The sequence below is a fragment of the Algibacter sp. genome (assembly GCF_029245835.1).
Lineage (GTDB): Bacteria > Bacteroidota > Bacteroidia > Flavobacteriales > Flavobacteriaceae > Algibacter_B.
Genome location: NZ_JAQWOO010000033.1, coordinates 63,917 through 89,118, shown reverse-complemented (window position 1 = coordinate 89,118; position 25,202 = coordinate 63,917). Strand labels below are relative to the sequence as shown.

Here is a 25,202-nt window from a genome sequence, read left to right as displayed (position 1 = left end):
ATTTGCCTTGATTCATTTTCGTAATTTTGAATTACGAACATAATATTCATTTCAAATCGTCACGCTTCAAAATGAGACTTAAAATACAGACTTACAATAATTTCAAAGAACTTTGTTTAATTTTTAGTGGACACTAGTGATAAATTATATCCTGTAACAAAAAATCTAACTTCATCAAATTTCTCATTAAGTAGCGCTTCTGGTAAGGAGTAACCTAAGTTTATATTTTTGAATCTAACGTGTTTTCCATCTCTAACCCAAAAATCAGAGTATCTAGAATTATTAGGATTAGCTCCCCCATTAGTTACTCTTGGATAAGCTGCGCCAGTATTTTCGGGCGTCCAATAATCCATTTGATAATCATAGCCAGTAAATCCATTCAGTAAAGGACTTTGTGCCTCTCCAGAAATATAAAGATCATAACCTGATGCACCTGTTAATAAAACGGATAACGTAAAGTTTTTATATTCAGCACCTAAATTTAGAGAATAATTTGAAGCTGCTTTATTACCATTTCCAAATACTTTTTGGTCTCTTACATCAATGATATTATCGCCATTTAAATCTTGGTATTTAATGTCCCCGCGCTGAATACTTGTATTTCCATTTCCATCTTGGTCAGCATGCGCATCTATTTCTTCTTGTGACAGGAATAAACCATCAGAAATATAACCTCTTCGAAGTCCTGTAAAACCACCTGTTTCGGTAAAGTTCATTCTCATAAAAGGATCTTCTTGAAGCGCTTCATCTATAAATACTGCTTTCTCTCTAGAATGCGAATAGTTTAATCCTGCAATAATTTTTAAATCCTCATTTAATTCCTTTTCATAATTTAACGAAAACTCAAAACCTTCATTAGAATATTCATGTAAATTTTGAGCCGCTACACCGACTCCTAGAGTGCTAGGTATAGCTGCTGAAGGCTGCGCTAAAACATCTTCTTTTGTTCTGAAGAAATAATCGAAAGATAATTTAAGATCTCTGTTAAATAAGCTCGCGTCAAAACCAATATCATAAGTTGTGTTAGTTTCCCAAGTGATTTCCCTGTTTGGTAATGCCGTATTGTCTATTGTAGGAATAGCAGTATCGTTAATAGCATAGAAGAAACTATAATTAAACCCACTTAACCACTGATAGCCAGCAGTTCCATCATTACCAGCGGTCCCTATTGATGCTCTTAATTTAAACTCTGGAACAACCTCTTTCCATGATTCGAAAAATGTTTCTTCAGATAATCTCCATCCTAATGATAATGACGGAAACAAACCCCACTCGTTTCCTGGAGCGAATCGTGAAGACCCATCATATCTGTACGTCGATTCTATAAAATATTTTGATTGATAATCGTAAGAAAATCTTCCCACAAACCCTAAACGATTTTCGCGAAACTCACCACCATTAGCCCCTTGATTTTGTAATGAACCTGCAAATAGTTGATCAATTGCAGTCGATTGAAAGTCCTGTCGACTTGCCGAAAAATCCTGACCCTGTATTTTTTGGATTTCAGCAAGTAATAATGCGGACACATTATGGTCTCCAAAAGTTCTCTCGAAATTAATAGATTCTTGTAATACATAATGATTACTGTAGTTTGTGCCTTGAGATAAAATTGTTTCACTTGGTGTATCTAAAGGTGTCGCTCTAAATACATCATAGTTACCGGTTTGTCTATTTAACGTAAAAAGGTCATAACTTTTGTTCCATGTTTTATTAAATGATGTGTTGTAAACCATAGAAGCATACGATTTAACCTTTAAGCCTTCTACAAACGGAACATCCCATTCTAATGATAGTTTAGCGTCAAAATTGTTATTTCTAGCTCTATAGTACCCTGAGTTAAAATCTCTCAATCCTTCAACAATATGAGTTGGACTAAAACTTGACTTTGCAGGTGTTCCGTCTGGGTAGTAGGCTAGATCTGTTGGAAGTGCTCGACTCAATTCTCTAAAAATATTAAAAGCCGAAAATCCTGGCGCTTCAAACAACTGTCTACGACCTCCCATTTTTAATATTACATTTAAATTATCCGTAATGTCTGCATCAATATTTGCACGCAGATTATAGCGTTGAAATGAAAGCGCATCTGATTGATAATTTGAACCTTGATCTACAAAGCCACCCGAAACAAAATATTTTACATCTTCATTACCACCAGTTACGTTTAAATTGTGTTGTTGTTGAAACCCTGAATCTTTAATCACTAAACTTCTCCAGTCTGTATTTGGATAGTTAATAGGGTCTGTGCCGTTTCTATACAATTCTAATTGCTCCTCCGTATAAAAAGGGGTTTGACCAGCATTTCTTAACCCTTCATTTAAAACCTCGCCATATTGTGCAGAGGTTAAATACTCTGGAAAGGAGGTAAAAGAAGTGGAAGTAAACTGATTGCTATAAGTAAGTTTAGGTTTTCCGATAAACCCTTTTTTTGTTGTAATCAAAACTACTCCGTTACCCCCTTGCACACCATAAACCGCTGCAGCCGCAGCATCTTTCAACACTGAAATACTTTCAATTTCATTAGGGTCTAACTGGTTTAAATCTCCAGGGGAACCATCAACAATAACCAAGGCATTACCAAAGTTTCTAATTTCAAAGCTTGAGTTACTAAAACCAGGTTCACCAGAGCCTTGTCTTACAAATAAACCCGAAGCCAATCCTTCTAATGCATTACTAACATTCGGTACTGGTATTTTCTTAAGCGTTTCCTCGTTTACTGTAGAGACGGCTGATATTAATTTTGTTTTTGACTTGGTACCATACCCTATGACCACCACTTCCTCTAAAGTACTGGCATCTTGTTGAAGGATAATTGAAAGGGTTGTCTCGTTTCCTATAGTTACCTCCTTAGTTGCAAAACCTATAAAGGAAACAACAAGTATGTCGCCTGTTTCTGCGTTAATCGAGAAATTACCATCAAAATCTGTTTGTGCACCATTGGTAGTTCCTTTAACAATAACGTTTGCTCCTGGCAAGGGCAGATTAGTCTGATCAAAAACCGTTCCTGTAACAGAAACCTGTGCCATACCCATACCAAAGCATAGATATAAGGCTAGAACAAGAAGACTTCTTTTTCTAAGTCTTTTTGAATAATTTAAGAGCTCTTTCTTCATAATAATTAATTTAATTTAGAGTTTTATATCCGAATTTATTTGACAAATTAATAATCCTGCATAGTTGGTTATCCCATACAGGATTATGTGTTTTAAAAATACTTATTATTGTTTTATTAATCTTCTACTTTCCGTTCCTAATTCTGTTGTAATGTTAGTAATGTAAATTCCTGGAGCTAAGCTTGAAGCGTCAACTTGAGTATTTAATGTATTTGGTTTTAGAGTTTGCACCCTTTTTCCTAAAATACTATAGACCTCAATAGATTTTATAACTTGATTTTTTGTTGAAATGGCCCATGAAGCTGTTGTTGGGTTTGGATAGATTGTTAAGCCTTCAATTTTAAAATCTTTGGTGCTTAATGATGCAAATACTCCAAATATGAAGTCATCAACTTGAAAAACATTATCATTTGGGTCAGGAAAAGCAGTATCATCTTCTTGAATACCAAAAAACACAGCAATTTTAGTGTTTGTATTTGACGTAAAACTTGAAAAATCAAAGTCAAGTTTTTGCCAAACGTTTGGTGTAGTATAGTCAACTGCCACAGAATGCTCTACTGAGCCCTCAACTTTTATGGTAACTGAAAGCGCTCTTGGTCCTTTAACTTTCATTGAAAAACCCCTATCTCCAGTAGACAAATCTACTCCGTCGTCATATTGATATTTTAACTGAGACCACCAACTTAAATTTATACCGGAAAGCTCACCAACATTAGCAGTTGGGTTAATGCCGTTTAAAACAGTATTTATAGCATCATCATTAAATGTAGCACTTTCAGCCCCTTCCAGTGGAGTTACGGTATCAAAATCAAAGCTAAAATCTGTAAGCTTTGGTGGGCAAGGGGCACAAGTAGTACCTCCACAATCAATATCAATTTCGTCACCATTCATAATACCATCTGTACATGTAGGAGGGAGAAGAGTAGCACTTTTTTCAATATCATCAAAATAATATTTATGTCCAACTCCTGAAGGAATAGTATTCCCACCATCAAAATAAAGAACAACTCTATTATAATTTGTTGCCGTTGCGTCTTCAAAATTGAATTCTAACTGTATCCATTGATTTGTTTCTCCTGCACCCACTTGATATTTAACCTCTTTACTTTCCCACCAATTTGGGTCGTTTTGTAATTTAAAAATAATTTCAACTGGCTCATCAACCCAAACTTTCATTTTAAAGGTAGGTGTTGCCGTAAAATCAAAATTACTAAAAGGACCAGCAGATTCTATTCCAATATACCCACTACTACCGTCATGTGTAAATTCTCCAACATTCGCTGAAGTGTTTAAACCCGTTTGATCTGGGTTTACTATTTGTGCAAAACCAGCACTTCCCCAACTCCCAAAGCTACTTGAGGTTCCAGGTGTCTCATAATCAACGAGCACTTGACCTTGTACTTGATAAATAAATGCTATAAAAAGCATAATTGATAATAAAGTAATTTTTTTCATAATATTTAGTTTAAGTTAATTTAGCATACAAATACATCAAAATGCTTGTTGTTTAAAAGACGTATCGCAAGTATTTTTGTAGGTAAGCAAAAAGCTTGGGGATGTTTTTGATTTCACAAATATTTGTTAAAACAGAGTGAATTCCTAAAAAATCACATCTACAAAAACTTTGAATCAGCATGTAGAGCCCTCTACAAAACCTCTACATTTAAAATGTAAAATTCTGATTTAAAGGGTTTTAGAAAATAAAAACCATTATCACATTAAAAAGACTGAATGTAATTTGTAAGACTAGCGTCTTTTGGTAAATCTAACTTTTTTCGGAGGCGCCAACGTCCTTGCTCAACGCTTTTTATGGAGATATTCATAAGCTTTATAAAAAAATCTGAAACCAAAGAAATATTTATACGCGTACTAAAATGTAACAAAATCCAACTCCTAAAAATACCTACACTAGTTTGACCAATAAATAACATGACTTGAGCAATTAAAACCACGTAGATAAAATTAATATCTTGGTTTTGTATCCCAACATCTACAATACTCTGGGTTAAAAACGGGAAAATAAGTTGTAATAAACTCCCAACTACTAAACCAATAATAAGTTGTACAAGTAGTTTTTTGTATTTAAATAAATATTGAAACAGAAACCGAAATGATTTTTTATCGGTTTCTTCCCAATCTAGTTGTTTAAACTTTGGGGTGAGTTCTATTAAAAGTGCAACACCTTCTTTGGTGTCCTCTGTGGCATTATTACCTATCCATCTGGAAATAAAATCATCTTTTGAGTACGTTATTAAACCATAAGAAGGGTCAGAAATATATATTATATCTTTTTTAATTTTATAAACTACAACAAAATGGTTTTTGTTCCAATGCACGATTAATGGCAGAGGCGCTTCTTTAAGTTTTTTAAAATCAAATTTAACACCCAAAGACTTAAAGCCTATAGCCTCGGCGGCATCGCTTAATTTTAATAAATTACTACCTGCCCTCGTGGTTTCAGATAGACCTCGTATATCTTGTAAAGAAATGAGTTTGCCATAGTGTTTGGCTATAATACGCAAACAAGTAGGGCCGCAATCTTTTGCATCGGGTTGTTTGTAAAAGGGAAATGCCTTTTTCAAAAAAAAAATTATTTTATATTATCAATTATTTGTTTGAATACTTGGGTATCAGATGGTCTTGGCGCATTATTTAAAACAATTTCATTTTCTTTATTCAAGATTATATATCTAGGAATCCAATTGACCTTAAAAAATTTCCCTAGCTGAGAATTTGTACCATCAATAACAAAATATTGATTCTTTATATTTAAAAAGGGTTCAAGTTCTTTCGATTTTTTTAGCCATTTTTCTTTATCTTTATCTATCGATAAATAAATCCATTCTACATCTTTTTCAATTGACAACTTGTCCTTAAATGATTTTGCCTTTTTAATTTCGCTAATGCATGGGGGACACCAACTTGCCCAAAAATCTAACACTCTTATTCTTTTGCTTGAACGCTTAAAAATTTCGCCTAATGTTAAAGTGTCTCCAAATTTATCGAGTAACTTTGTATTTAATGCTGATTCAGGAAGTTTTAATTCGAAAGAATTCAAATCTTCCAAAAAAACTTCCATGTCCTTCGTATACTGAGAGGCGGGATATTGTTTGCCATATTCACGAATTTCATTTTTAAAAAAAGAAACACTTTCCTTACTGTTCCCGAAACCTTTATCATGATAAGTAGCGATAAGAGAAGCCATGACGTCTTCCTTGATTTTTCCATCAAAATTATGCTCAATAACAGCTTTTTCTGCCAAAAATTTTTCTTTTGAGTATTTTGGATGGTCTGAAGTTTCAAAATGATTTCTTATGAGTGTTGGTAAAACAGACTTGAAAGAAAGCATATTTAAATGGCTCTCATCTTTAAAATCATCTATGGTAATATCTCCTAAATAGTTTTTAATATTAAACAACCTCTCACTATTACTGTACTCTTTATGAATAATTGGAGTTAATCCATCTGGGGCAACCAAGTAAATAGAGTCTCGCCTTTTTTGTGTTCTAGGATTCGTTAATTCAAATACGTGCCAATATTTCAAATCTGACTCTATAAAATTAATAAATGTTTTTGATGTAATATAATGCCTCCTTATGTATCTATTGAAAAAATCTACTTTTTTATTGTAGATAGAATCTACCCTAGATTTATATTCCATAATATTACCTTTATAGGCGTTAAGCATATAATTTGGCGTAGAATCTTTTAAATTTGAATAAAAATTATATTCATTCGCTTTTTCTCCTATAAGAAGTAATCGCTTATTTTTAATTTCAAAAATTATCGTATCCTTTGGTTTTAAAATAAACTTTGCAAAGCTCCTTAAATTATCAGTATAAGAACTCATGAGTATTAATTGTGGTTCTGCAATGGAGTCAATCTCCAAGACTAAAGAGTCACCAATTACTTTAAATTCATTTATGTAATTTTTTAGTTTAAATGAAAACGAAGAGTTGTTAGTTATATTAAAATATTCAAAATCTCTTAAATCATCTGTTTTACCAATAATTAGAGCCTTTTCTAATTTTACATCACCCGTTTTAACCTTTATATAATCGGTATTGGTTTTATTGTTATTACAGCTAAACACAATTACTATTATAATAAATATTTGCTTTCTCATTGAAATATTAAATGTATTAACAGGGAAAAATAATTATCTTTCCCTGTATTAAATTAAATTATGCTCCTGTACATATCCAACTAGTGTATAATGGGTAATTCTGATCACAAAGATCACCGCATTTATTACAGTCATCCGTATTTGTTTCAGCCGACCTAGTGGGAGATAATTTGCATGTACATAAACCATTACCATAACCCCCATAACCCCCAAACACAGTTTTTAATTGGTTGCGTTGAAGCATATCTGTAGCCTCTAATTTTAAATTTTTTAAACTTAGTTTTTTCATAATAAAAAGTTTTAATAATTATATTTACCTTGAACAGTTAAAGACACTCATGGTTTATTCTGATTTTTTATTCAATACTATTAATAACTCTTTTAAAAACAAGACTATCCGAAGGATGAGGTGCATAATTCAAAACAATCTGATTTTGTTTATTTAGAATTATATACCTTGGAATCGAATGGACTTTTAGATATCTTCCTAGTGGCGATTTTTTACCATTAATAACTAGATATTGGTCACGAACATTAAGATAGCTTTCAAGTTCTCTTGATTTTTCTAACCATTTCTTTTTGTCTTCATCTATTGATAGGTAAATCCATTCTACATTATTTTCAACTGATAGTTTATCTCTAAAGTTTTGTGCCTTTTGTATTTCACTAATACAAGGAGGGCACCAAGTGGTCCAAAAATTTATAACTCTTATCCTTTTATTGGAACGGTTAAAAATTTCACCTAATGCTAAAGTGTCTCCATATTTACTGAGCAATTTGGTATTTAATGCAGATTCTGGAAGCTTTAATTCGAAATAATTTAGATCTTCTAAAATATATTCCATTTCCTTTGTATACTCGGAATCTGGATATTGTTTACCATATTCGTGAATTGCATTTTTAAAAAAAGAAACATTTTTTTTACTGTGCCCAAAGCCTCTTCCATTATAAACAGCAATGAGAGAGGCGATTGCGTACTCCTTGATTTTTTCATCAAAATTATGTTCTATAACAGCTTTTTCTGCCAAAAATTTTTCTTTTGAATAACTTGGATGATCTGAAGTCGCAAAGTAATTTCTTATAAGTACTGATAAAGCAGGTTTGAAAGAACCTATACTTAAATGGCTCTCATCCTTAAAATCATCTATTGTAATGTCTCCTAAATAGTCTTTAAAATTAAACAACTGCTCTTTACTACTATACTCTTTTTGAATAATTGTAAATAATTCCTCTGGGCCAGCCAAGTAAAAAGAGTCTCCATTTTTTTGTGTTCTGGGGATTATTAATTCATATAGGTGAGAATATTTCAAACCAGACTCTACAAAATCAATAAATGACTTTGATGTGATATTATGCCTCCTTACGTATTTATTAAAAAAGTCTACTTTTTTTCTGTAAATAGAGTCTACCCTGGATTTATATTCTATGATACTGCCTTTATAAGGATTGTGTATATATCTTGGAGTAGAATCTCGTAAACTTGAATAAAAGTTATGTTCATCTGCTTTTTCTCCCTTAATGCTAAATCGCTTATTTTTAATTTCAAAAAATATCGTATCATTTGGTTTCGCCATAAATGTAGCACGATACTTGAAATCTTTGGACGATGAAGCCAAGTGTAAGAGTTGCGGTTCTAAAATAGAATCGATCTCCATGACTATAGAGTCACCAATCACTTTTCGGTCAGTAATGCAATTTCCATGATTAAGTGAAGCCGAAGACGCGTTGAATACAGTAAAATGGTTAAAAGGTCTTAAATCATCTGTTTTACCAATAATTAAGACTCTTCCTTTTTTTACAATATTTGTGTCTTTAATCTTTTGATGATTGCTATTGCTTTTATTATTACAGCTAAAGACTACAATAACTATTACGATATAAAATATTATCTTTCTCATTGAAGAGTTAAATTTAGTTAACACAGGTTAAAGGTAATTACCTTTAACCTGTGTTTTTGTTAATAACCGTAACCACCACCTCCTAAAGGCCCTGTACATATCAAACTGGTCCAAGTTTTACCTGGAGGAACTTGATTATCACACCAACTACTTGTACAGACATCACAGCTACTGACGCCATCAAACCATGCAGCTCCAGTATTAGAATTTTTACAGCGGCATTCAACAGAACCTCCTCCTCCATAACCACCATATCCGCCAAATACAGTTTTTAATTGACTACGCCGAAGCACATCTGTCGTTTCTAACTTTAGGTTTTTTAAACTTAATTTTTTCATAATAAAAAAATTTTAATAATTATATTTGCCTTGAACAGTTAAAGACACTCAATGTTTGTGTCTGCCTTTCGCGAAAAGGATATTGTTTGTGCCCCAAGGGGTTTGTCTTGGGCCTTTTTATTGTAAAACATCTTTTAAATCTTCAATACTACTATCCTCTATTTTAAAAAAAATACTAAGAAGCGTTTCCTTTTAGGGTTTAATAAACAGTTGTTCCATGATTTCTACTATCAACTGTATGATATATTAAATATGAAACTGCTCCGGCAATGGGGATAAACATTACAATCAAAAACCAAATAAAAAACCTCCAGCCCCTTACGTTTTTTGATAAAAAATACAAAGCTGTTACATATAAAATAACTAAAAGCAGTCCAAATATCACAATTTCTATTGGAGCTATTGATAAAGATAAAGTGTTCATGTTTTAGGAAATTAAAATTAAATTAAGTGCAACAAAATGCCATTGTATAGTAGTGAACCACACCTATATCAGAGTATTCTGACGAACCTAATGCTATACAATTGGCGCCCATCCCTCCTGCTGTCAAATCATTGCCCAAATTAGTTACAAAAGTGGCATAGGCTGCAGATTGATTTAAACCGGCACCTACACTATAATATATATCCCAAAAACTACAGGCTCTAGAATACCCACCATACCCACCAAACCCAGATTTCAATTCACTTCTTTGAAGTACCTGATCAACTTCAATCTTTAGATTTTTTAAACTTAATTTTTTCATAATAAAAAAATTTAATAATTACATTTGCCTTGAACAGTTAAAGACACTCAAGGTTTGTGTCTGCCTTTCGTGTAATGGTATTGTTCGAACCCAAAGTTCAAACTTTGGTATCTTTTAATTTTATTGCAAAACTTCTGTTAAATCATCTATACTATACTCTTTGGGCAGTTCATAACCATTTATAAATATGGTGGGTGTATGAGTTATATTTTCGGCAATACACCAGTTATGCATAGCTTCCATTTTATTATTTTGCTGTTTTAATCCACCATTAATAGGATATTTACTAGCAAACAACTTATAATTTTTTATGTCGGCAAGATACCAATCGTTTAAAGCTTGTTTGGTTTTACTTTTAGTACTTAGGTCATCAATAGCTAAAAAATGAATTACAGGTTTGACTCTAGCATCATTACCGTCTGTATGCGCCGTAAACAATATTTGTAAATTATTTTACCTGCATTCACCAAATCTTCCAATACAGGGTGTGCTTTTGCACAAGGCCCACAATATGGGTTACATACTTTGATAATATGATATTTAGCCGATTCGTTATATATAGAAATTCCTAAACCTTCTGTTCTAGTTTCTATTTTTCTTGACTTAACCAATAAACCTTCTAAAACATTAAGGTTTTCCAAATGAATCTAAATCCATTATGAGTGTTTTTACTGTCTTATCACACCTAGCGAGTTAACAGAACAAATATAGTATTAAAATTAATTAAACGTAGTCTTTTACTTTATTTTATGACAGATAAAACCTCTACAAAATCTCTACAGATAAATTGTAAGTAATTGTTATTCAAATAGTTAAATAATACAGGTTTGTTTTTAAAAAGACTGAATGTAATTTGTAAGACTAGCGTCTTTTGGTAAATCTAACTTTTTTCGGAGGCGCCAACGTCCTTGCTCAACGCTTTTTATGGAGATATTCATCAACGACGCTATTTCTTTTGAAGATAGATTTAGCTTTAGGTAAGCACTTAATTTTATTTCGTTGGAAGATAAGTTGGCGTGTTTTTCTCTTAATTTATCAAAGAAATCGGCATGCGCATTTCTAAAATGTAGCTCGAAAGTGAGCCAATCATCTTTATCGACTAAATGATTATTAATCTTTTTTATCACCTTATTTATTGGAGAATGCAACGAGCTATTAAGTACGTTTTTATCTATTTTTTCAATATCCTCTATTAAATTAGAAAGTAGCTCGTTCTTTTTTATATTGTTAAGTGTAGACGAGGCTAATTCTGAATTTTTCTTTTTTATTTCTAAATTTAAATTTTCTTCTCTTAAGATTAACATTTTTCGCTCAGCTTCCAATCTATCCAATTCAAATTTTTCTTCTTGTCGTTGTCTTTTTTCTTGTTCTTCTGATTTTAAGACAGTCATTTGTTTTTTACTCTTTCTCTTAAAATAAGCTCTATACGAATAGTTTATTATTAATAACAACAACCCATAAACAACGAATGCTAAATGAGTTAAATACCAAGGTGGCTTAATATAAAATGCTTTAGAAATAGTTTCGGGATTCGTTTCTTTTTCATCGCCAGATCGCAATTCTAAAATATAATTTCCAGATGCCAATCCAGGGAAATTTAATTCAGAGAGGTTTTCCCAATTAGACCACTCCTTATTTAAACCGTTTAATTTGTATTGTATTTTTTTCGAATTAGCTAAAGCCATTTTAGGCAATGCTATACTTACTTTTAAAAAATTATTATGATTAGGAACCTCTAATTTTTCATTCTGATTTATTGGCGCTACAATAGTATCGGTTGTGCTAATAAATTCGATAGACCTAAACATAGGAGCTACTTTATGGGCATCTAATTCTTGATTATTAATATTATGGAAAAACATCCCATTATTGATACCAATTCCAAAAACAGAATCATTAATCTTTTTAAATGTATTAAAATCATTTAAATGTTTATTTCGTATGGAATGAAATGGCTCTTCAATAGTTTTAAATTGGTTTCTAATTCTTGAAACATAACCCAAAGACTTTAAGGTGGAATACCAAAACATATTGTCCTGTTGCGAAATACTGTTAATCCCTTTTATATCTTTAAAAACTACCGAAGGGTATTTAGCGGTTATAAAAGCATTATCAATAGGATCATAATTAAAAAACCCTTTTGGATTATAAAACACCAAATCCGTATCAATTTTACATAAATAGGCATAGATATCTACAAATTTGTTTGATACACCATAAAATTCGTAAGCTTTAAGTTCCATCCCATCATCTGATAAAAGCAATCGATAATAGCCCTTAGAAGGATGTGCTACCCACATATGGCCATATTTATCGAACTCTATAAAACGGGATGATTCCCCATAATTCTGCCATTTATCTACAAATTGCCATACGCCATTAATGTTCTTAAATACAGCAACGCCCGAATAAAAACCAACATAAAGCACATCATCTAACTTAGGGTGTTTTTTAAATACCCAAGCACCACCTTCATAATGAATCGGTTTTATCTTTTTATTATCGACACTAAAAACACCTTCGTGGGTACCTACTAATAATTGATTATTAACCTCTTCAATGCTCCATACCTGACCAATACCTTTATCTATTAATTCTGGAACTGACTTACTATCAAAAATATTTTTGGCAAACAACCCTTGATTTGTTCCTAAATACAATAGAGAATCTTTTAAATGACTTGTGTAAACTGTTCCAAACTCGCCCTCTGTATCGATTAAATAACGCGTATTACTATTAATTTGCACATAGCTAAGCCCTTGCTCCATACCTAACCAAAGGTTTTGGTTCAAATCGATAAAAAGAGTTCTTACGGTATTATCTAAAAGGCCATTATTCTTTTCTATATGAAAAAGCACTTTTCCTTGAGGAGAAACGATATAAACACCATTTCTTATGGTTCCAATTACCAGATAATTATTATCAAGTACTTGCACATTATTTGCTAAATGTTTCTCTATAACATCATTTATAACCCATTGCTTTTTTGAGAACACATTATTTTTCCATCCCCAAATACCATTATCTCTAGTTACCACTAATAACGCCTTTGTGTTTTCAGCTACAACACCAACAATATGAAATTTTACCTGATCTGTACCTTTAATTAATGAACGGTTATTTTCGGTTATTTCAAAAAGTCCCATTCCAGTATCCTGAATAAAAACTCTATTGTTTGAAGAAAATAGCAAATTGAATCCTTTTAAGGCAGAAATAGAATCTAATGTGTTTTTTAAGGGGTCGAATATGAATATTTGCTGAAATGTTTGAAACAAAATTTTCCCATTAACCTCTTTTATTTTTGAAAAAATAGGAAGTAAAGGGGATTCCTTTAATGGTTCTTTAAAAAACAAACTTGTATACTCTAATTTGCCTGTTTCATTTTTTGACCAATAACCAAATCCGCCATGACCAGACGTATAAATATGTTTATCATCTTTGTATAAAACAGCACGTAAGTCTGATTCTTTACCTGCCGTATAACTTATCCAACGAATACCGTCATATTCTAAAAGCGCCCCAGCAGTAGCAAAATACATGATACCGTTACTGCTTTGAGAAACCCCATAGATGGTTAGATTTTTATTTGTGCTTTCTTCTGTGAAGTTTTTAATAAAAGGTATTCCAGGGGCGTTTGAATACTGTGCAAATATGGTGGTACTAAGAAATAAAAAAACGAGAACAATTAAGTTTCTTTTCTCTTTTTGAATTCGTAGTGTTTTTACGTGTTTGGTTTTTAGCATAAAGCTCTAAAAAAATTCAACTAAATTTAGACTATTTTATTAAGGAAATCAAAAATAAAAATTTAAAACAGCGCTTTATTTAAAATATGTAATGAATTTACATTAAGGTCTACTTGATCAAAAAGTAACTAAATTGATTAAATATAGCTTTAAGAAAGAGTTTTTAAAAACAGTACATCCATTGTTTAATGACTTTAGCTTTATTTAGCGAACAGAAAATTGTTAACTCAAGTATTATTTTAGTTTCAAGAAATTTTGAAACAATTAAGGAAAACCAAAAAATCTTTTACTTATTTGTTGTAATAAAAAAAAGCTACTCTAGCGAAGAGAAGCTTTTAACTACACTTTAGTAGTGTACTATGTGCGGGCGGGGAGACTCGAACTCCCACACATTGCTGCACTAGATCCTAAGTCTAGCGTGTCTACCAATTCCACCACGCCCGCTTTTTGTCCCGATAATTACCGGGATGCAAATATAAACAACATTTTTAAATTGCAAACTTTATAGTATCAAAAAACATTCTTTTTTATACTTTTGATTGCATCCTTATAAAATTTCTATGAACCATATCAAATCTTATATTTCAGAACACAAAAACCGATTTTTAAACGAGCTAATCGAGCTTTTAAAAATTCCATCTATCAGTGCCGATTCAGCTTACAAAAACGATGTCTTAAAAACTGCAGATGCCATTAAAATTAGTCTTGAAAAAGCGGGTTGTAACACCGTTGAAATTTGCAAAACCGAGGGCTACCCAATAGTTTACGGCGAAAAAACAATAGACAAAAATCTACCTACGGTTTTGGTTTACGGCCATTATGATGTGCAACCACCAGACCCAATAAATTTATGGAACTCCCCGCCTTTTGAACCTGTTATCAAAAAAACAGATAAACACCCAGACGGAGCTATTTTTGCCCGTGGCGCTTGTGATGACAAAGGTCAAATGTATATGCATGTTAAGGCTATGGAGTTTATGACTTCCACCAACCAATTACCTTGCAATGTCAAGTTTATGATTGAAGGTGAAGAAGAAGTTGGAAGTGCAAACCTAGCCACCTTTGTAAAAAACAATCAAGAAAAACTAAAGAACGATGTTATTTTAATTTCGGATACAGGCATGATTGCCAATGATGTGCCATCAATTACCACTGGATTAAGAGGATTAAGCTATGTGGAGGTAGAAGTTACAGGTCCAAATCGCGATTTACATTCTGGGCTTTACGGTGGTGCTGTAGCTAACCCAATCAATATATTAACAAAAATGATTGCATCGCTTCATGACGAAAATAATCACATCACCATTCCAGGGTTTTATGATCAAGTAGAAAACTTATCCACAGAGGAGCGTGCAGAAATGGCTAAAGCACCTTTTAGTTTAGAAAACTATAAAAAAGCTTTAGATATAGACGCTGTTTATGGAGAAGCAGGCTACACCACCAACGAACGTAACTCTATCAGACCAACTTTAGATGTTAATGGCATTTGGGGCGGATACACTGGCGAAGGCGCAAAAACCGTTATCGCTAGTAAAGCGTACGCAAAAATATCCATGCGCTTAGTGCCGCATCAGGATTGGGTAGAAATCACCGAATTATTCAAAACCCATTTTGAAAATATCGCTCCTAAAGGTGTAAAAATAAAAGTAACACCGCATCACGGTGGGCAAGGCTATGTTACGCCAATAACCGGCATAGGTTATCAAGCTGCTAGTAAAGCCTATCAAGACACGTTTGGAAAAACCCCTATACCCCAGCGCAGTGGCGGAAGCATTCCTATTGTTGCGCTTTTCGAGCAAGAATTAAAAAGCAAAACTATTTTAATGGGCTTTGGGCTAGACAGTGATGCCATACATTCACCAAACGAGCATTTCGGGGTGTGGAACTACCTAAAAGGCATAGAAACCATTCCTTATTTTTATAAATATTTTACGGAGTTATCCAAATAATGTTTTGGGCGTTACTTTTTGCTTATACCTACAAGGCGCTTTACCAAACTTGGTTTGGTACAGCGCCTTGCAGGATCACAAAAAGTCGGGCTTTCAGGAGTCGCTCCCTCCTACCTCGGGGAGCTTCAACAAATCCTTCAATCCCTAACGCAAATTAGTAACACACCATGAAAAACCAACATAGTCATCAGCTTTTATTACTCACATTTGCAACCTTACTAATCAGTACTTCGGGTGCCTTAGGAAAGTTTATAGACTTGCCAACACCTGTAATTATTTGGTGCAGAAGTGCATTAGGTGCTGTATTCCTTTATATTTTTTGCCGATACAAAAAGTTGAATCTCAAAATTCAATCTAGAAAAGACATACCAACCATTTTTTTAAGCGCCTTATTATTAGGCACACATTGGGTTACCTATTTTTATGCCTTAAAACTATCTAACGTCGCCATTGGGATGCTGTCACTTTTTACATTCCCAGTAATTACCGCCTTGTTAGAACCGTTTTTTACAAAAGCTAGATTAAACCCTATACATATTCTTTTAGCCTTAATGGTATTGCTAGGAATTTACATTCTTGCACCAGATCTTAATTTTGAAAACACTTATATAAAAGGGATTCTTATCGGAGTTTTTTCAGCTTTATGTTACGCCTTAAGAAACCTTATTTTAAAGCGTCATGTGCATAAATACGACGGTACCGTACTCATGATGCAGCAAGTTCTAATAGTAAGTATCCTTTTATTACCAGTCATGTTCAAAATGGATATTAGTAACATCCAAACACAATTTCCATACTTGCTATTATTGGGTTTAGTTACTACAGCTATTGGGCATTCATTATTTATTAACAGTTTAAAACATTTCTCTGTAAGTACCGCAAGTATTATTGGAAGTGCCCAACCTATTTTTGGAATAATTATAGCTTTCCTCTTCTTAAAAGAAATCCCAACACTAAACACTTTTTTTGGTGGCTCTTTGATTATTGCAACTGTAATTATTGAGAGTGTTCGGTCTAGAAATAAATAAACGATTAATCTTTTACCTCTAAAAATGTAACAAACTAGATCATTTAGCGTTCTAATAGACATCAATCAAAAATCAATCACATCATGTTAAAACGCTTTTTCATCATCTGCTCTGGGGCAGATACTGATATTTTAGAAGATTGTTCCATTGGCGAACAAAACAAATATGCCGGTATTGGAGCCACCGTTTTTTTTACGGCCGTAATGGCTTTTATTTCCAGCAGTTATGCCCTTTATACGGTTTTTAATAATCTATATACTTCTATTTTCTTCGGACTCATTTGGGGGTTACTCATTTTTAATTTAGACCGATATATTGTTTCTACCATTAAAAAAACAGGAAGCGTTTTTGATGAATTAATTCAAGCTTCACCTAGAATTGTATTGGCAGTTATTATTGCTGTAGTAATTTCTAAACCTTTAGAATTAAAGATTTTTGAAAAAGAAATTAATCAAGTTTTACTAGAACAAAAAAACGAGCTCACACTTGCCAATAAAACCCAAATTGCGGAGCAGTTTACACCAAACATAGAGGGGTTAAATAATAACATTCTAAGCTTTCAACAACAAATAGATGCTAAAGAAGCGGAAGTCAATCAATTATACGACACGTATATAGCCGAAGCCGAAGGAACTGCGGGCACTAAACTTTTAGGCAAAGGACCTGTTTACAAAGAAAAACGAGAAAAACATAATGCTTTATTAGCTGAACTACAACAATTAAAAATTGACAATAAAGCAAAAATTGCGACGATTGAATCAGAAATTGTAAATCTAAAAGTAGATTATGACACACAGGTTAACGCCACACAACCTATTATAAATAATTTTGATGGTTTAATGGCGCGTGTTACTGCCTTAGGAAAACTACCATGGTTACCTTCATTTTTTATATTCATGCTATTTTTAGCTATTGAGACCTCTCCTATTTTCGCGAAATTATTATCTCCAAAAGGTGCTTACGACTTGAAGTTGGAAGACCAAGAAATGGTATTTAAAACTCATGTACTTCAAAACAAAACCCAACGCGAAGCCCTATTAAAAGCAGAGTATGCCATTAACGACCGTATTTATGATGACTTAAAAACCGACCAAGAATTATATACCTACAAACGCAAAAAAGCGAGGGAACTTATGCAATTTCAGGCAGATGCCTTTTATAAACAACAGAAAAATATATTATAGCTAGGCTGCTGCGTTTTCTTTTTTAAAATGATCGTATAGTTCTTTACAACCAAAACCGATTATAGATAGTTTTTTATTTCGAGTTAACGCTTCCTCATGAAGTTTTGAAATGGCATCCACACCATATTTATCCATACTCACAATATCCTGAATACTGATAGTTAGGTTATTAACGCGGTCAAAAATGTTGTTAAATTCTTTATTGAATACAGCCACTGAGTTTTTGTCTAAGATACCTTTTACTTTAAAAAAAGTATTGCAATGTGTAATTTTAAAATCCATAATTTATTGGTTTTTACGGGTTAATAATAAACTTGAGGGAGAGTAATCTTGGTGACTACAGATTAAAAGTATAAAAACAAAGCCGTTAATCCACTATTTTTTCGACCAATAGATTTTAACTTTAGACGAAAAATTTCTTTGTGTAAATTTCATCGATGAGTAACCTTTAATAATTATGATATTTTATTACATTTACCATCGCCTATTAATTTTTAATATTAAAATTGGTACAGGTTTTGTATTAAAATGAATGTATTTAAAAAATATTCTAAACTCATGAAAAAACTAGTTATGTTACTGTGTATGGTCTGTTTTTTTACTGGCTTCTCTCAAACCAATGAAGAGGCTGATATAAAAGCCATTAATAAAGTTTTAAAAAAACAGAGAATTGCCTGGTCTAATAATAACTTAGAAGGGTATATGGAAGGGTATTGGAAAAGTGATTCATTAAAGTTTTATGGCAGTAACGGGGTAACTCATGGATGGGAGAACACTTTAGAGCGTTACCAAAAAGCCTACCCTACAGAAGATCATACTGGCAAACTGAGCTTTAGAATTAATGATATCACAAAAATAAGTGAAGGTGCTTATTATGTTTTAGGTGAATACCATATTAAACGAGATCTTGGAAATGCCGACGGTATTTTTATGGTTATTTTTAAAATTATTAATGGTGAATGGAAGATTATTGCTGATACATCTACCTAAGAATTCTTTTAAACTTAGATTTCACTTAGAGTTTTTGTTAATTAATTCTTGATTATTCTTATGAAGCTAAATTTAAAAACTTATCTCAAATACAAACCTAAATTATTGAAACGGCATCCTTTTTTGAGATACAAAAAAACATATAGCTCTTAGGCTTTACTCAGAATAAATTCCAAACCAGAACCTCTTGGGCAACCTGTAGGTAGGAAGTTGCCTAAAAAACTATAACTTCTTTACATATTCAGTTATAATAACAATTTGTTGTGCGCCAACTTTACCTTCTATGTACTTATCATTCTCATAATCTACACGAATATTACGAACGGCTGTACCTTGTTTGGCAACCATACTTGAACCTTTAACTTTTAGATCTTTTACAAGCACTACATTGTCGCCATTTTCTAAAATAACCCCATTAATATCTCTATGGATAATTTTTTCGCTTTCGTCTTTATGCTCGCCTGTTTCTTTAGCTAGCGCCATAGCATCATCATCTAAATACATCATGTCTAGTAAATCTTTTGACCAACCTTCGTTACGGAGTCTTTGGAGCATTCTCCAAGCCATAATTTGAACTGCTGCATGCTCGCTCCACATGCTATCATTTAAACAACGCCAATGGTTTGGATTCATATCTTCGTCACCATTAATTTGGTCTAAGCAGGTTTTACAAACTAAAACATCGTTAGCTACATTTTCATTCAATGAAGGCGGAATGGTGTATTGTTCTAAATCTTTTGCAGAACTACATAATTCACAGGTATTATTGCTTCGTTCTTGTAGTGTTTGTAATACGCTCATGACTGTAAATTTGATTTTGCAATGATACAGCAAAATAGCAGGTTCTACAAGTTTAGAGTTTTGAAGGTTAACTTATTTAAACAAAAAAGGGACACTTAAAGTATCCCTTTTTATAAACTCATCCTATTTTTATTTTGAAAGGTCGTGAATAAATGTATATAAATAATCCCCGTGAACACCAGTAAAATATTTCCCCCATGCTTTTCCTTTAGCTTTATTAGCCTCATTTTCTGGATAGGCTTCTTTCATTAATTCAGAATTTCTATCAAACATTTTGTCTAAATCTGCCATTGAATCAAGAAAAAAACCTTCCATAAACTCTGTTTTATCTGATCCCCAAGCATGTACATTAGGATAGTATGCTTTAACGTATTCGTTTTTTTGAACAATAGCAGCATTACCTTCCATTCTTAATTTATTAAACTCTTCCATTGTACCGTCTTCAGGAAAAGCAAAATGACTTTTTCTGACGTAACACAACATATCCTTTGTTGGCTTTTCTGCCATAAATTTAGCACCAGATATAGGAGCATAAATTTCATCTGAATGCTCATTTGCATAATACGAATTTAGGTTTTTTAAAAAAGCTTTTCTCTTCGCTTCATCTGGCCATGCTTCATTTTCTAACTCACTACTTCTTTCCCCAAACTTTCCTATATCTTCCCAAGAGGCAAAGGTTTGCACAGTAAGAAACTCCGTATTGTCTGCTGTCATATTATGCAAATACATGGAGGCTCCCATAATATATTCATTATTCATTGTTACTTTTTCATGGTACTCTTTTGCAGCAGCTTTCCATTCGGACATTTTAAAGTCTTCTTTATCCATGTTCCAATGATTGGTGGTTACTGCAATAAATTCAGGTCTTTCTGGGGCGTCATCTTGCGCTAAAATTGTAGTGGAACTAAATAACAGTAATGCTAGTACTATTGCTGAAAATAATGGTTTGGTTGTTTTCATAATCTGTTAAAAATTAAAGTTAATATATTGGTTAAAATTAAATACTACTTTAAGATTTAAGGGCAATTCTGATTATGCTACTACTGTAATTAGGGAGAACAGAGAATATAAATGTACGATAAAAATATTTGATTATTAGGCAATTATATGTTATTTATTTTTACAAAGTAGCTCTTAGCTTTTTAGACATGCCTTTTAAAACCATACTGTAGCTATGGTCTATCAATTCTAAAATAAATTTTGCTGGTAATTCGCCTTTATAAATGGCGATAGTATTCCAATGTTTATTACTCACATAAGGACCAGGATAAACACTTTCATATTGTTCTCTTAATTCAACAGTGTAAATGGGGTCACTCTTTAACGTAATAGAGGCCTCTCCACTTTCCCATTTGTTTAGCGGTGCAATAACAAACATCTTGTTTAAAACCTTAAATACGAGTGTGTCCTTGTCAAAAGGGAAACTTTCTGTGGTTCCTTTTTTACTTAGGCAGTATTCTCGAATTTGTTCAATGTTCATGTTTATGAGCTTTCCAAAAAAAATTCACAGATTAAATTTAACTTCAATATAATTTAACAAAAACAAAACACACCCCTAAAGTCCTCATAAGGGAACAATTAAAAAAATTTATTTTATACGTTTTGTTTTCCTTCTTCAATTTTCAAAGCTGAATAGTCCAATTTCCACCCAATAGTTTCAACAATGGTTTCTATGAGTAAAATAGTTTCTAAAGCTTCTTTTTGAGCTGCTTGAATCAAACCACTTTCTGGTATTTTATCTTCAATATGTTTTTTAGCCTCCTTATGTAAACCCGTTAAATCAGTGGCCTCAAATCTATTAAAGTAACCTTCGGTTTTATCGTAATAATTCAAATTAGTTTCTATGGAAAGTACTTCGGGCTGCGGAAAATACTTTAACATAATTTTTCTTTTATCTACATCTGCTTGCAATTCAATTTTAGACAAATCATAACCTACATGAGCCTTCGCATGAATTACAACCAGTGCTTTTTTTCTACTAGAAAGGAGTTTTAAGAAACGTTCTTTAACATCTTCATAATGATAAATTTCAGCAAAATCACCCTCAACGGTAATAAACTTACATACCTTTTTTATCTTATCTAGAAGTATGGTTGACTGCGAATTAACAAGCTGTTTTTTCTTGATAGACTTTAAAACCGCAACAACTCCTAGTGTTACTAAAATTGCAATAATGACTGCTAAAAAAACTTCCATCTAACTCATAACTTTATATAAAACAGGTTTACTTGGTGTAGCATCATTTTCAAATGGTGCTATTTGTAAATTTAAAAAATACTCGCCATCTTCTATTTTATTAGACACATAAATTAATTCGGTAATTGTAGCATCAAGCCTTAATTTTCCTTTGGTATTCCAAAAAGCGTTATGGCCTAATAACTCACCACCATCTTTTTCTTTATCAATACTCGGTAAATCAATTAGCAAATGTTTTACACCCTTACTTACTAAAAATTCTAAAGCATCTTCTTTTAAATATGGCCAATTTGTATTTGAGTATTGTCTTGAAAATTTATCACGCGTATTTGGAATGGTTCTTAAAACAACAGCGTCTCTCTTTTTATTTCCTAAAGCAAATTTTAGTTGCTTTTTTGAAATAATTTTATCTTCCGCATGAGTTTCTGGGGCCACAGTAATCACCTCTGCAAGAAAAAAGAATGCTTTTAAGTTTTTATTAATAGAATGTACTTTTTCTGTAATATGTCCTACACATTCGGTATGTGTACCGTGAGCATGCGGGTTAAAGTTGATATTATTAAAATTGATACTTGCGCCTTTACTTACCGCTGCTATCCAATCTCCATCTTGTGCAGGTTCAATTTTTGGAGCATCAACATACCAGGCATTAACATTTTTTTCAGATGAAATTAAAGGCATTGAAATATCCAATGGTTTTGTAAAATCTATTTGAAGTTTTCTAGAATTGTATTGTATTGTTGCAATCAAGTTAAATTAATTTTAAAAAGGTTTGAAGCGATTCCATCACTTAAAAATTTTCCTTTTTTTGTGGTTAATAATTTCTCATCATCAATATACAATAAATGTTCCTTAATGTAAATCTCTGCTTGTAGTAAAAGGTATTTTTTATAACTCTTTCCAAAATCGTCTTCTACTTTTTTTAATGACACGCCCCAAATAGTACGTAATCCCGTCATAACATACTCATTAAATTTATCGGTAACTGTGAGTGTTTCAGTTTCTAAAGGCAGCATATTTTCTTTTATGGATTTAATATACTTGATGTTGTTATATACATTCCAACTGCGTTGATCTCCATTAAAAGAATGTGCTGAAGGACCAATACCCATATAGCGTTTTCCTTGCCAATAGGCAGAATTGTTTTCACTAAAATAATTTGGCTTACCAAAGTTAGAAAGCTCATAATTTACAAATCCTGAGTGTTCCAACTTTTCTGTTAGTATACTAAATTGCGCTTCGGCTAAATCATCATCGACATTATCTATAATACCTTTTTTTATGAAAGATGCCAAAGCTGTTTCTGGCTCTACAGTTAAAGCATAACTCGATATGTGAGGTATATTAAATAACAGCGCTGTTTCAATATTTTCAAGCCACTCTTCATTACTTAATCCGGGAATTCCGTATATTAAATCGATAGAAATATTATCAAAATGTTTCGTTGCCTCTTCCAAACATTTTAGAGCTTCCTTAGATTTATGCGCGCGATTCATGAGTTTCAAATCGCGTTCAAAAAACGATTGAACACCTATACTTAAACGGTTTATTCGTGTAGTTGTTAATTTGTTTATTTGTTTTTTTGATAAATCATCGGGGTTTGCTTCTAAAGTGATTTCTGGATTTTCTGCAACATTATAATTTTTATAAATCGTATTAATTAATAACTCTAATTCATGTTTAGTCAATAAACTAGGCGTTCCACCACCAAAATAGATAGTTTCTATTATTTCATTTTGAAGCTCACTTTGTCGCAATTCTAACTCTTTTATTAAACATTGAATTAGTTCATCTTTTTTATTTAACGTTGTAGAAAAATGAAAGTTGCAATAAAAACAAGCTTGTTTGCAGAATGGTATGTGGATGTAGATGCCTGCCATTACTTTTTAACTCTACCTTCATTCTGCTTTACAAAAGCATCCCATCCAGAATAACTTTTACCAACTTCAATTCTACCAGAATTATAAAAATGACAAACCGCAGCCGCTAAACCGTCAGTAGCATCCAAATTTTTTGGTAGAGTTTTTAATCCTAACAAGCTTTGAAGCATTTTTGCCACCTGTTCCTTACTAGCATTTCCGTTTCCTGTAATAGCCATTTTTATTTTTTTAGGCAGGTATTCTGTTATAGGGATTTCCCTACTTAAACCTGCAGCCATAGCTACGCCTTGTGCTCTTCCCAGCTTTAGCATGCTTTGTACATTTTTACCAAAAAAAGGAGCTTCAATAGCAATTTCATCTGGATTGTGCGTGTCAATCAACTCAATGGTACGCTCAAAAATGAGTTTTAGTTTTAAATAATGATCGCTGTATTTTTTTAAATCGAGCTCATTAAGTTGAACAAATTGCATTGTTTTTCCAACTACTTTTATAAGCCCAAAACCCATAATGGTTGTTCCTGGGTCAATACCTAAAATAATTCTTTCCTTCATTAATCTCCACAATAATAACAACCGCTTAGCGAAATAGATGCGCCAAAAGTTACAGTTAATAAATCTCCGTTAAACGATCCAAAACCATCAGAAACGGGTTTAAAATCTTTACTAAAGCCAAAAATATAAGCGGTATCTAAGTAGATTGATAACCTATCTGAAATACCATAATGAACCTCAACACCACCCATAGCATTTAAGTACGACGTTTTATTTTCACCATAATCATCTAAAGGCTTTATCATGGATAATCCTGGGCCTCCATGGATAAAAACTCCCGTTTTATTTAAAAAACTTGAAATTATTGAAGCATCATAGACCAGTTGGGCATTGATTCGTGAATAATTCACTTTAAACTCTGGTGTGTTACCTAAGTTTGAAAATCGATTATAACCAAAGTCTAACTTGGCCCCTATTTGGGGTCTAAACATATACTGCAAACCCAAATTTATACTTGGGAAATTAATTGAATTCGCTTCAAAATCATCTACAAAACCATTTGATGATGGACTATTAACACCCAAAGCAAATTGAGCTTTAATGGTACTTGTATCACTTTGAGAAAAACTTGAAAAACCATAAAAAAGGAAAGCTAATACAAACCAAAAACGGGTATTCAATTTAAAATTCAAGGTCATGTGATAATATTGATTTAATTTGCA

The 25,202-nt window shown here is 32.5% G+C and carries 23 protein-coding genes, 1 tRNA gene and 1 pseudogene; 4 read left to right on the top strand and 21 right to left on the bottom strand.

From position 1 onward, the window contains the following. Nucleotides 1–116: 116 nt before the first annotated feature. The 12 genes and pseudogenes from P8K68_RS05810 to P8K68_RS05755 form a co-directional block, all read right to left on the bottom strand. On the bottom strand, nucleotides 117–3,110 hold the full coding sequence (locus P8K68_RS05810) for a TonB-dependent receptor (protein WP_300248750.1): 2,994 nt from the start codon (nucleotides 3,108–3,110) through the stop codon (nucleotides 117–119). Between the two features lie 105 nt (nucleotides 3,111–3,215). After that, the gene (locus P8K68_RS05805) at nucleotides 3,216–4,565 is read right to left on the bottom strand and encodes a T9SS type A sorting domain-containing protein (protein ID WP_300248749.1); all 1,350 of its coding nucleotides are present in this window, start codon (nucleotides 4,563–4,565) and stop codon (nucleotides 3,216–3,218) included. 353 nt (nucleotides 4,566–4,918) lie between these two features. Then, nucleotides 4,919–5,692, bottom strand: a pseudogene (locus tag P8K68_RS05800) (cysteine peptidase family C39 domain-containing protein); the annotation flags it as partial. An 8-nt stretch (nucleotides 5,693–5,700) separates the two neighbouring features. Continuing rightward, the gene (locus P8K68_RS05795) at nucleotides 5,701–7,236 is read right to left on the bottom strand and encodes a thioredoxin-like domain-containing protein (RefSeq protein WP_300248748.1); all 1,536 of its coding nucleotides are present in this window, start codon (nucleotides 7,234–7,236) and stop codon (nucleotides 5,701–5,703) included. 58 nt (nucleotides 7,237–7,294) lie between these two features. Then, entirely contained in the window at nucleotides 7,295–7,525 is a 231-nt protein-coding gene (locus P8K68_RS05790) for a hypothetical protein (RefSeq protein ID WP_300248747.1), read from the bottom strand. Nucleotides 7,526–7,592: 67 nt separating this feature from the next. After that, a complete protein-coding gene (locus P8K68_RS05785; protein ID WP_300248745.1) occupies nucleotides 7,593–9,134 on the bottom strand; it encodes a thioredoxin family protein in 1,542 nt (513 codons plus the stop codon). Nucleotides 9,135–9,193: 59 nt separating this feature from the next. Next, nucleotides 9,194–9,472: a hypothetical protein gene (locus P8K68_RS05780; RefSeq protein WP_300248744.1), complete on the bottom strand. Its 279-nt coding sequence runs from the start codon at nucleotides 9,470–9,472 to the stop codon at nucleotides 9,194–9,196. A gap of 199 nt (nucleotides 9,473–9,671) precedes the next feature. Continuing rightward, the gene (locus P8K68_RS05775) at nucleotides 9,672–9,896 is read right to left on the bottom strand and encodes a hypothetical protein (protein ID WP_300248743.1); all 225 of its coding nucleotides are present in this window, start codon (nucleotides 9,894–9,896) and stop codon (nucleotides 9,672–9,674) included. A gap of 22 nt (nucleotides 9,897–9,918) precedes the next feature. Then, the gene (locus tag P8K68_RS05770) at nucleotides 9,919–10,218 is read right to left on the bottom strand and encodes a hypothetical protein (protein WP_300248741.1); all 300 of its coding nucleotides are present in this window, start codon (nucleotides 10,216–10,218) and stop codon (nucleotides 9,919–9,921) included. Nucleotides 10,219–10,338: 120 nt separating this feature from the next. After that, nucleotides 10,339–10,656, bottom strand: coding sequence for a thioredoxin domain-containing protein (locus P8K68_RS05765; protein WP_300248739.1), 318 nt, complete (start codon nucleotides 10,654–10,656; stop codon nucleotides 10,339–10,341). A 395-nt stretch (nucleotides 10,657–11,051) separates the two neighbouring features. Beyond that, nucleotides 11,052–13,961 carry a hypothetical protein gene (locus P8K68_RS05760; protein ID WP_300248737.1) on the bottom strand — a complete coding sequence of 970 codons (2,910 nt, stop codon included), beginning with the start codon at nucleotides 13,959–13,961 and terminating at the stop codon, nucleotides 11,052–11,054. Between the two features lie 362 nt (nucleotides 13,962–14,323). Continuing rightward, nucleotides 14,324–14,405, bottom strand: a tRNA-Leu gene (locus P8K68_RS05755). 116 nt (nucleotides 14,406–14,521) lie between these two features. Between P8K68_RS05755 and P8K68_RS05750 the strand changes: the two genes are divergently transcribed. The 3 genes from P8K68_RS05750 to P8K68_RS05740 all read left to right on the top strand — a co-directional run bounded on the left by P8K68_RS05750 (nucleotide 14,522) and on the right by P8K68_RS05740 (nucleotide 18,122). Continuing rightward, nucleotides 14,522–15,910: a dipeptidase gene (locus tag P8K68_RS05750; protein WP_300248736.1), complete on the top strand. Its 1,389-nt coding sequence runs from the start codon at nucleotides 14,522–14,524 to the stop codon at nucleotides 15,908–15,910. A 167-nt stretch (nucleotides 15,911–16,077) separates the two neighbouring features. After that, nucleotides 16,078–16,938, top strand: a complete 861-nt coding sequence (locus P8K68_RS05745; protein WP_300248735.1) for a DMT family transporter — start codon at nucleotides 16,078–16,080, stop codon at nucleotides 16,936–16,938. A gap of 83 nt (nucleotides 16,939–17,021) precedes the next feature. Beyond that, nucleotides 17,022–18,122 carry a DUF4407 domain-containing protein gene (locus P8K68_RS05740; RefSeq protein ID WP_300248734.1) on the top strand — a complete coding sequence of 367 codons (1,101 nt, stop codon included), beginning with the start codon at nucleotides 17,022–17,024 and terminating at the stop codon, nucleotides 18,120–18,122. Here the strand turns inward: P8K68_RS05740 and P8K68_RS05735 are convergent, their stop codons facing one another. Next, nucleotides 18,123–18,404 carry a hypothetical protein gene (locus P8K68_RS05735; protein ID WP_300248733.1) on the bottom strand — a complete coding sequence of 94 codons (282 nt, stop codon included), beginning with the start codon at nucleotides 18,402–18,404 and terminating at the stop codon, nucleotides 18,123–18,125. A gap of 276 nt (nucleotides 18,405–18,680) precedes the next feature. Here P8K68_RS05735 and P8K68_RS05730 point away from each other — a divergent pair, with 276 nt between their 5' ends. Next, nucleotides 18,681–19,112 carry a nuclear transport factor 2 family protein gene (locus tag P8K68_RS05730; RefSeq protein WP_300248732.1) on the top strand — a complete coding sequence of 144 codons (432 nt, stop codon included), beginning with the start codon at nucleotides 18,681–18,683 and terminating at the stop codon, nucleotides 19,110–19,112. Between the two features lie 222 nt (nucleotides 19,113–19,334). Here P8K68_RS05730 and P8K68_RS05725 read toward each other — a convergent pair whose 3' ends face one another. The 8 genes from P8K68_RS05725 to P8K68_RS05690 form a co-directional block, all read right to left on the bottom strand. Next, entirely contained in the window at nucleotides 19,335–19,913 is a 579-nt protein-coding gene (locus P8K68_RS05725) for an alkylphosphonate utilization protein (protein ID WP_300248731.1), read from the bottom strand. A 129-nt stretch (nucleotides 19,914–20,042) separates the two neighbouring features. Beyond that, nucleotides 20,043–20,873, bottom strand: a complete 831-nt coding sequence (locus tag P8K68_RS05720; RefSeq protein ID WP_300248729.1) for a hypothetical protein — start codon at nucleotides 20,871–20,873, stop codon at nucleotides 20,043–20,045. 160 nt (nucleotides 20,874–21,033) lie between these two features. Next, nucleotides 21,034–21,393, bottom strand: coding sequence for an MmcQ/YjbR family DNA-binding protein (locus P8K68_RS05715; protein WP_300248728.1), 360 nt, complete (start codon nucleotides 21,391–21,393; stop codon nucleotides 21,034–21,036). Nucleotides 21,394–21,506: 113 nt separating this feature from the next. Then, nucleotides 21,507–22,109 carry a DUF4230 domain-containing protein gene (locus P8K68_RS05710; RefSeq protein ID WP_300248727.1) on the bottom strand — a complete coding sequence of 201 codons (603 nt, stop codon included), beginning with the start codon at nucleotides 22,107–22,109 and terminating at the stop codon, nucleotides 21,507–21,509. Then, nucleotides 22,110–22,859 carry a cyclase family protein gene (locus tag P8K68_RS05705; RefSeq protein ID WP_300248726.1) on the bottom strand — a complete coding sequence of 250 codons (750 nt, stop codon included), beginning with the start codon at nucleotides 22,857–22,859 and terminating at the stop codon, nucleotides 22,110–22,112. Continuing rightward, nucleotides 22,856–23,989 carry a radical SAM family heme chaperone HemW gene (gene hemW, locus P8K68_RS05700; protein WP_300248725.1) on the bottom strand — a complete coding sequence of 378 codons (1,134 nt, stop codon included), beginning with the start codon at nucleotides 23,987–23,989 and terminating at the stop codon, nucleotides 22,856–22,858. Before hemW ends, P8K68_RS05705 begins: the two co-directional genes overlap by 4 nt. Beyond that, nucleotides 23,989–24,540, bottom strand: a complete 552-nt coding sequence (gene ruvC / locus P8K68_RS05695) for a crossover junction endodeoxyribonuclease RuvC (protein WP_300248724.1) — start codon at nucleotides 24,538–24,540, stop codon at nucleotides 23,989–23,991. The genes hemW and ruvC overlap by 1 nt, the downstream gene beginning before the upstream one ends. Then, nucleotides 24,540–25,178: a cell envelope biogenesis protein OmpA gene (locus P8K68_RS05690; RefSeq protein ID WP_300248723.1), complete on the bottom strand. Its 639-nt coding sequence runs from the start codon at nucleotides 25,176–25,178 to the stop codon at nucleotides 24,540–24,542. Before P8K68_RS05690 ends, ruvC begins: the two co-directional genes overlap by 1 nt. Nucleotides 25,179–25,202: the final 24 nt, after the last annotated feature.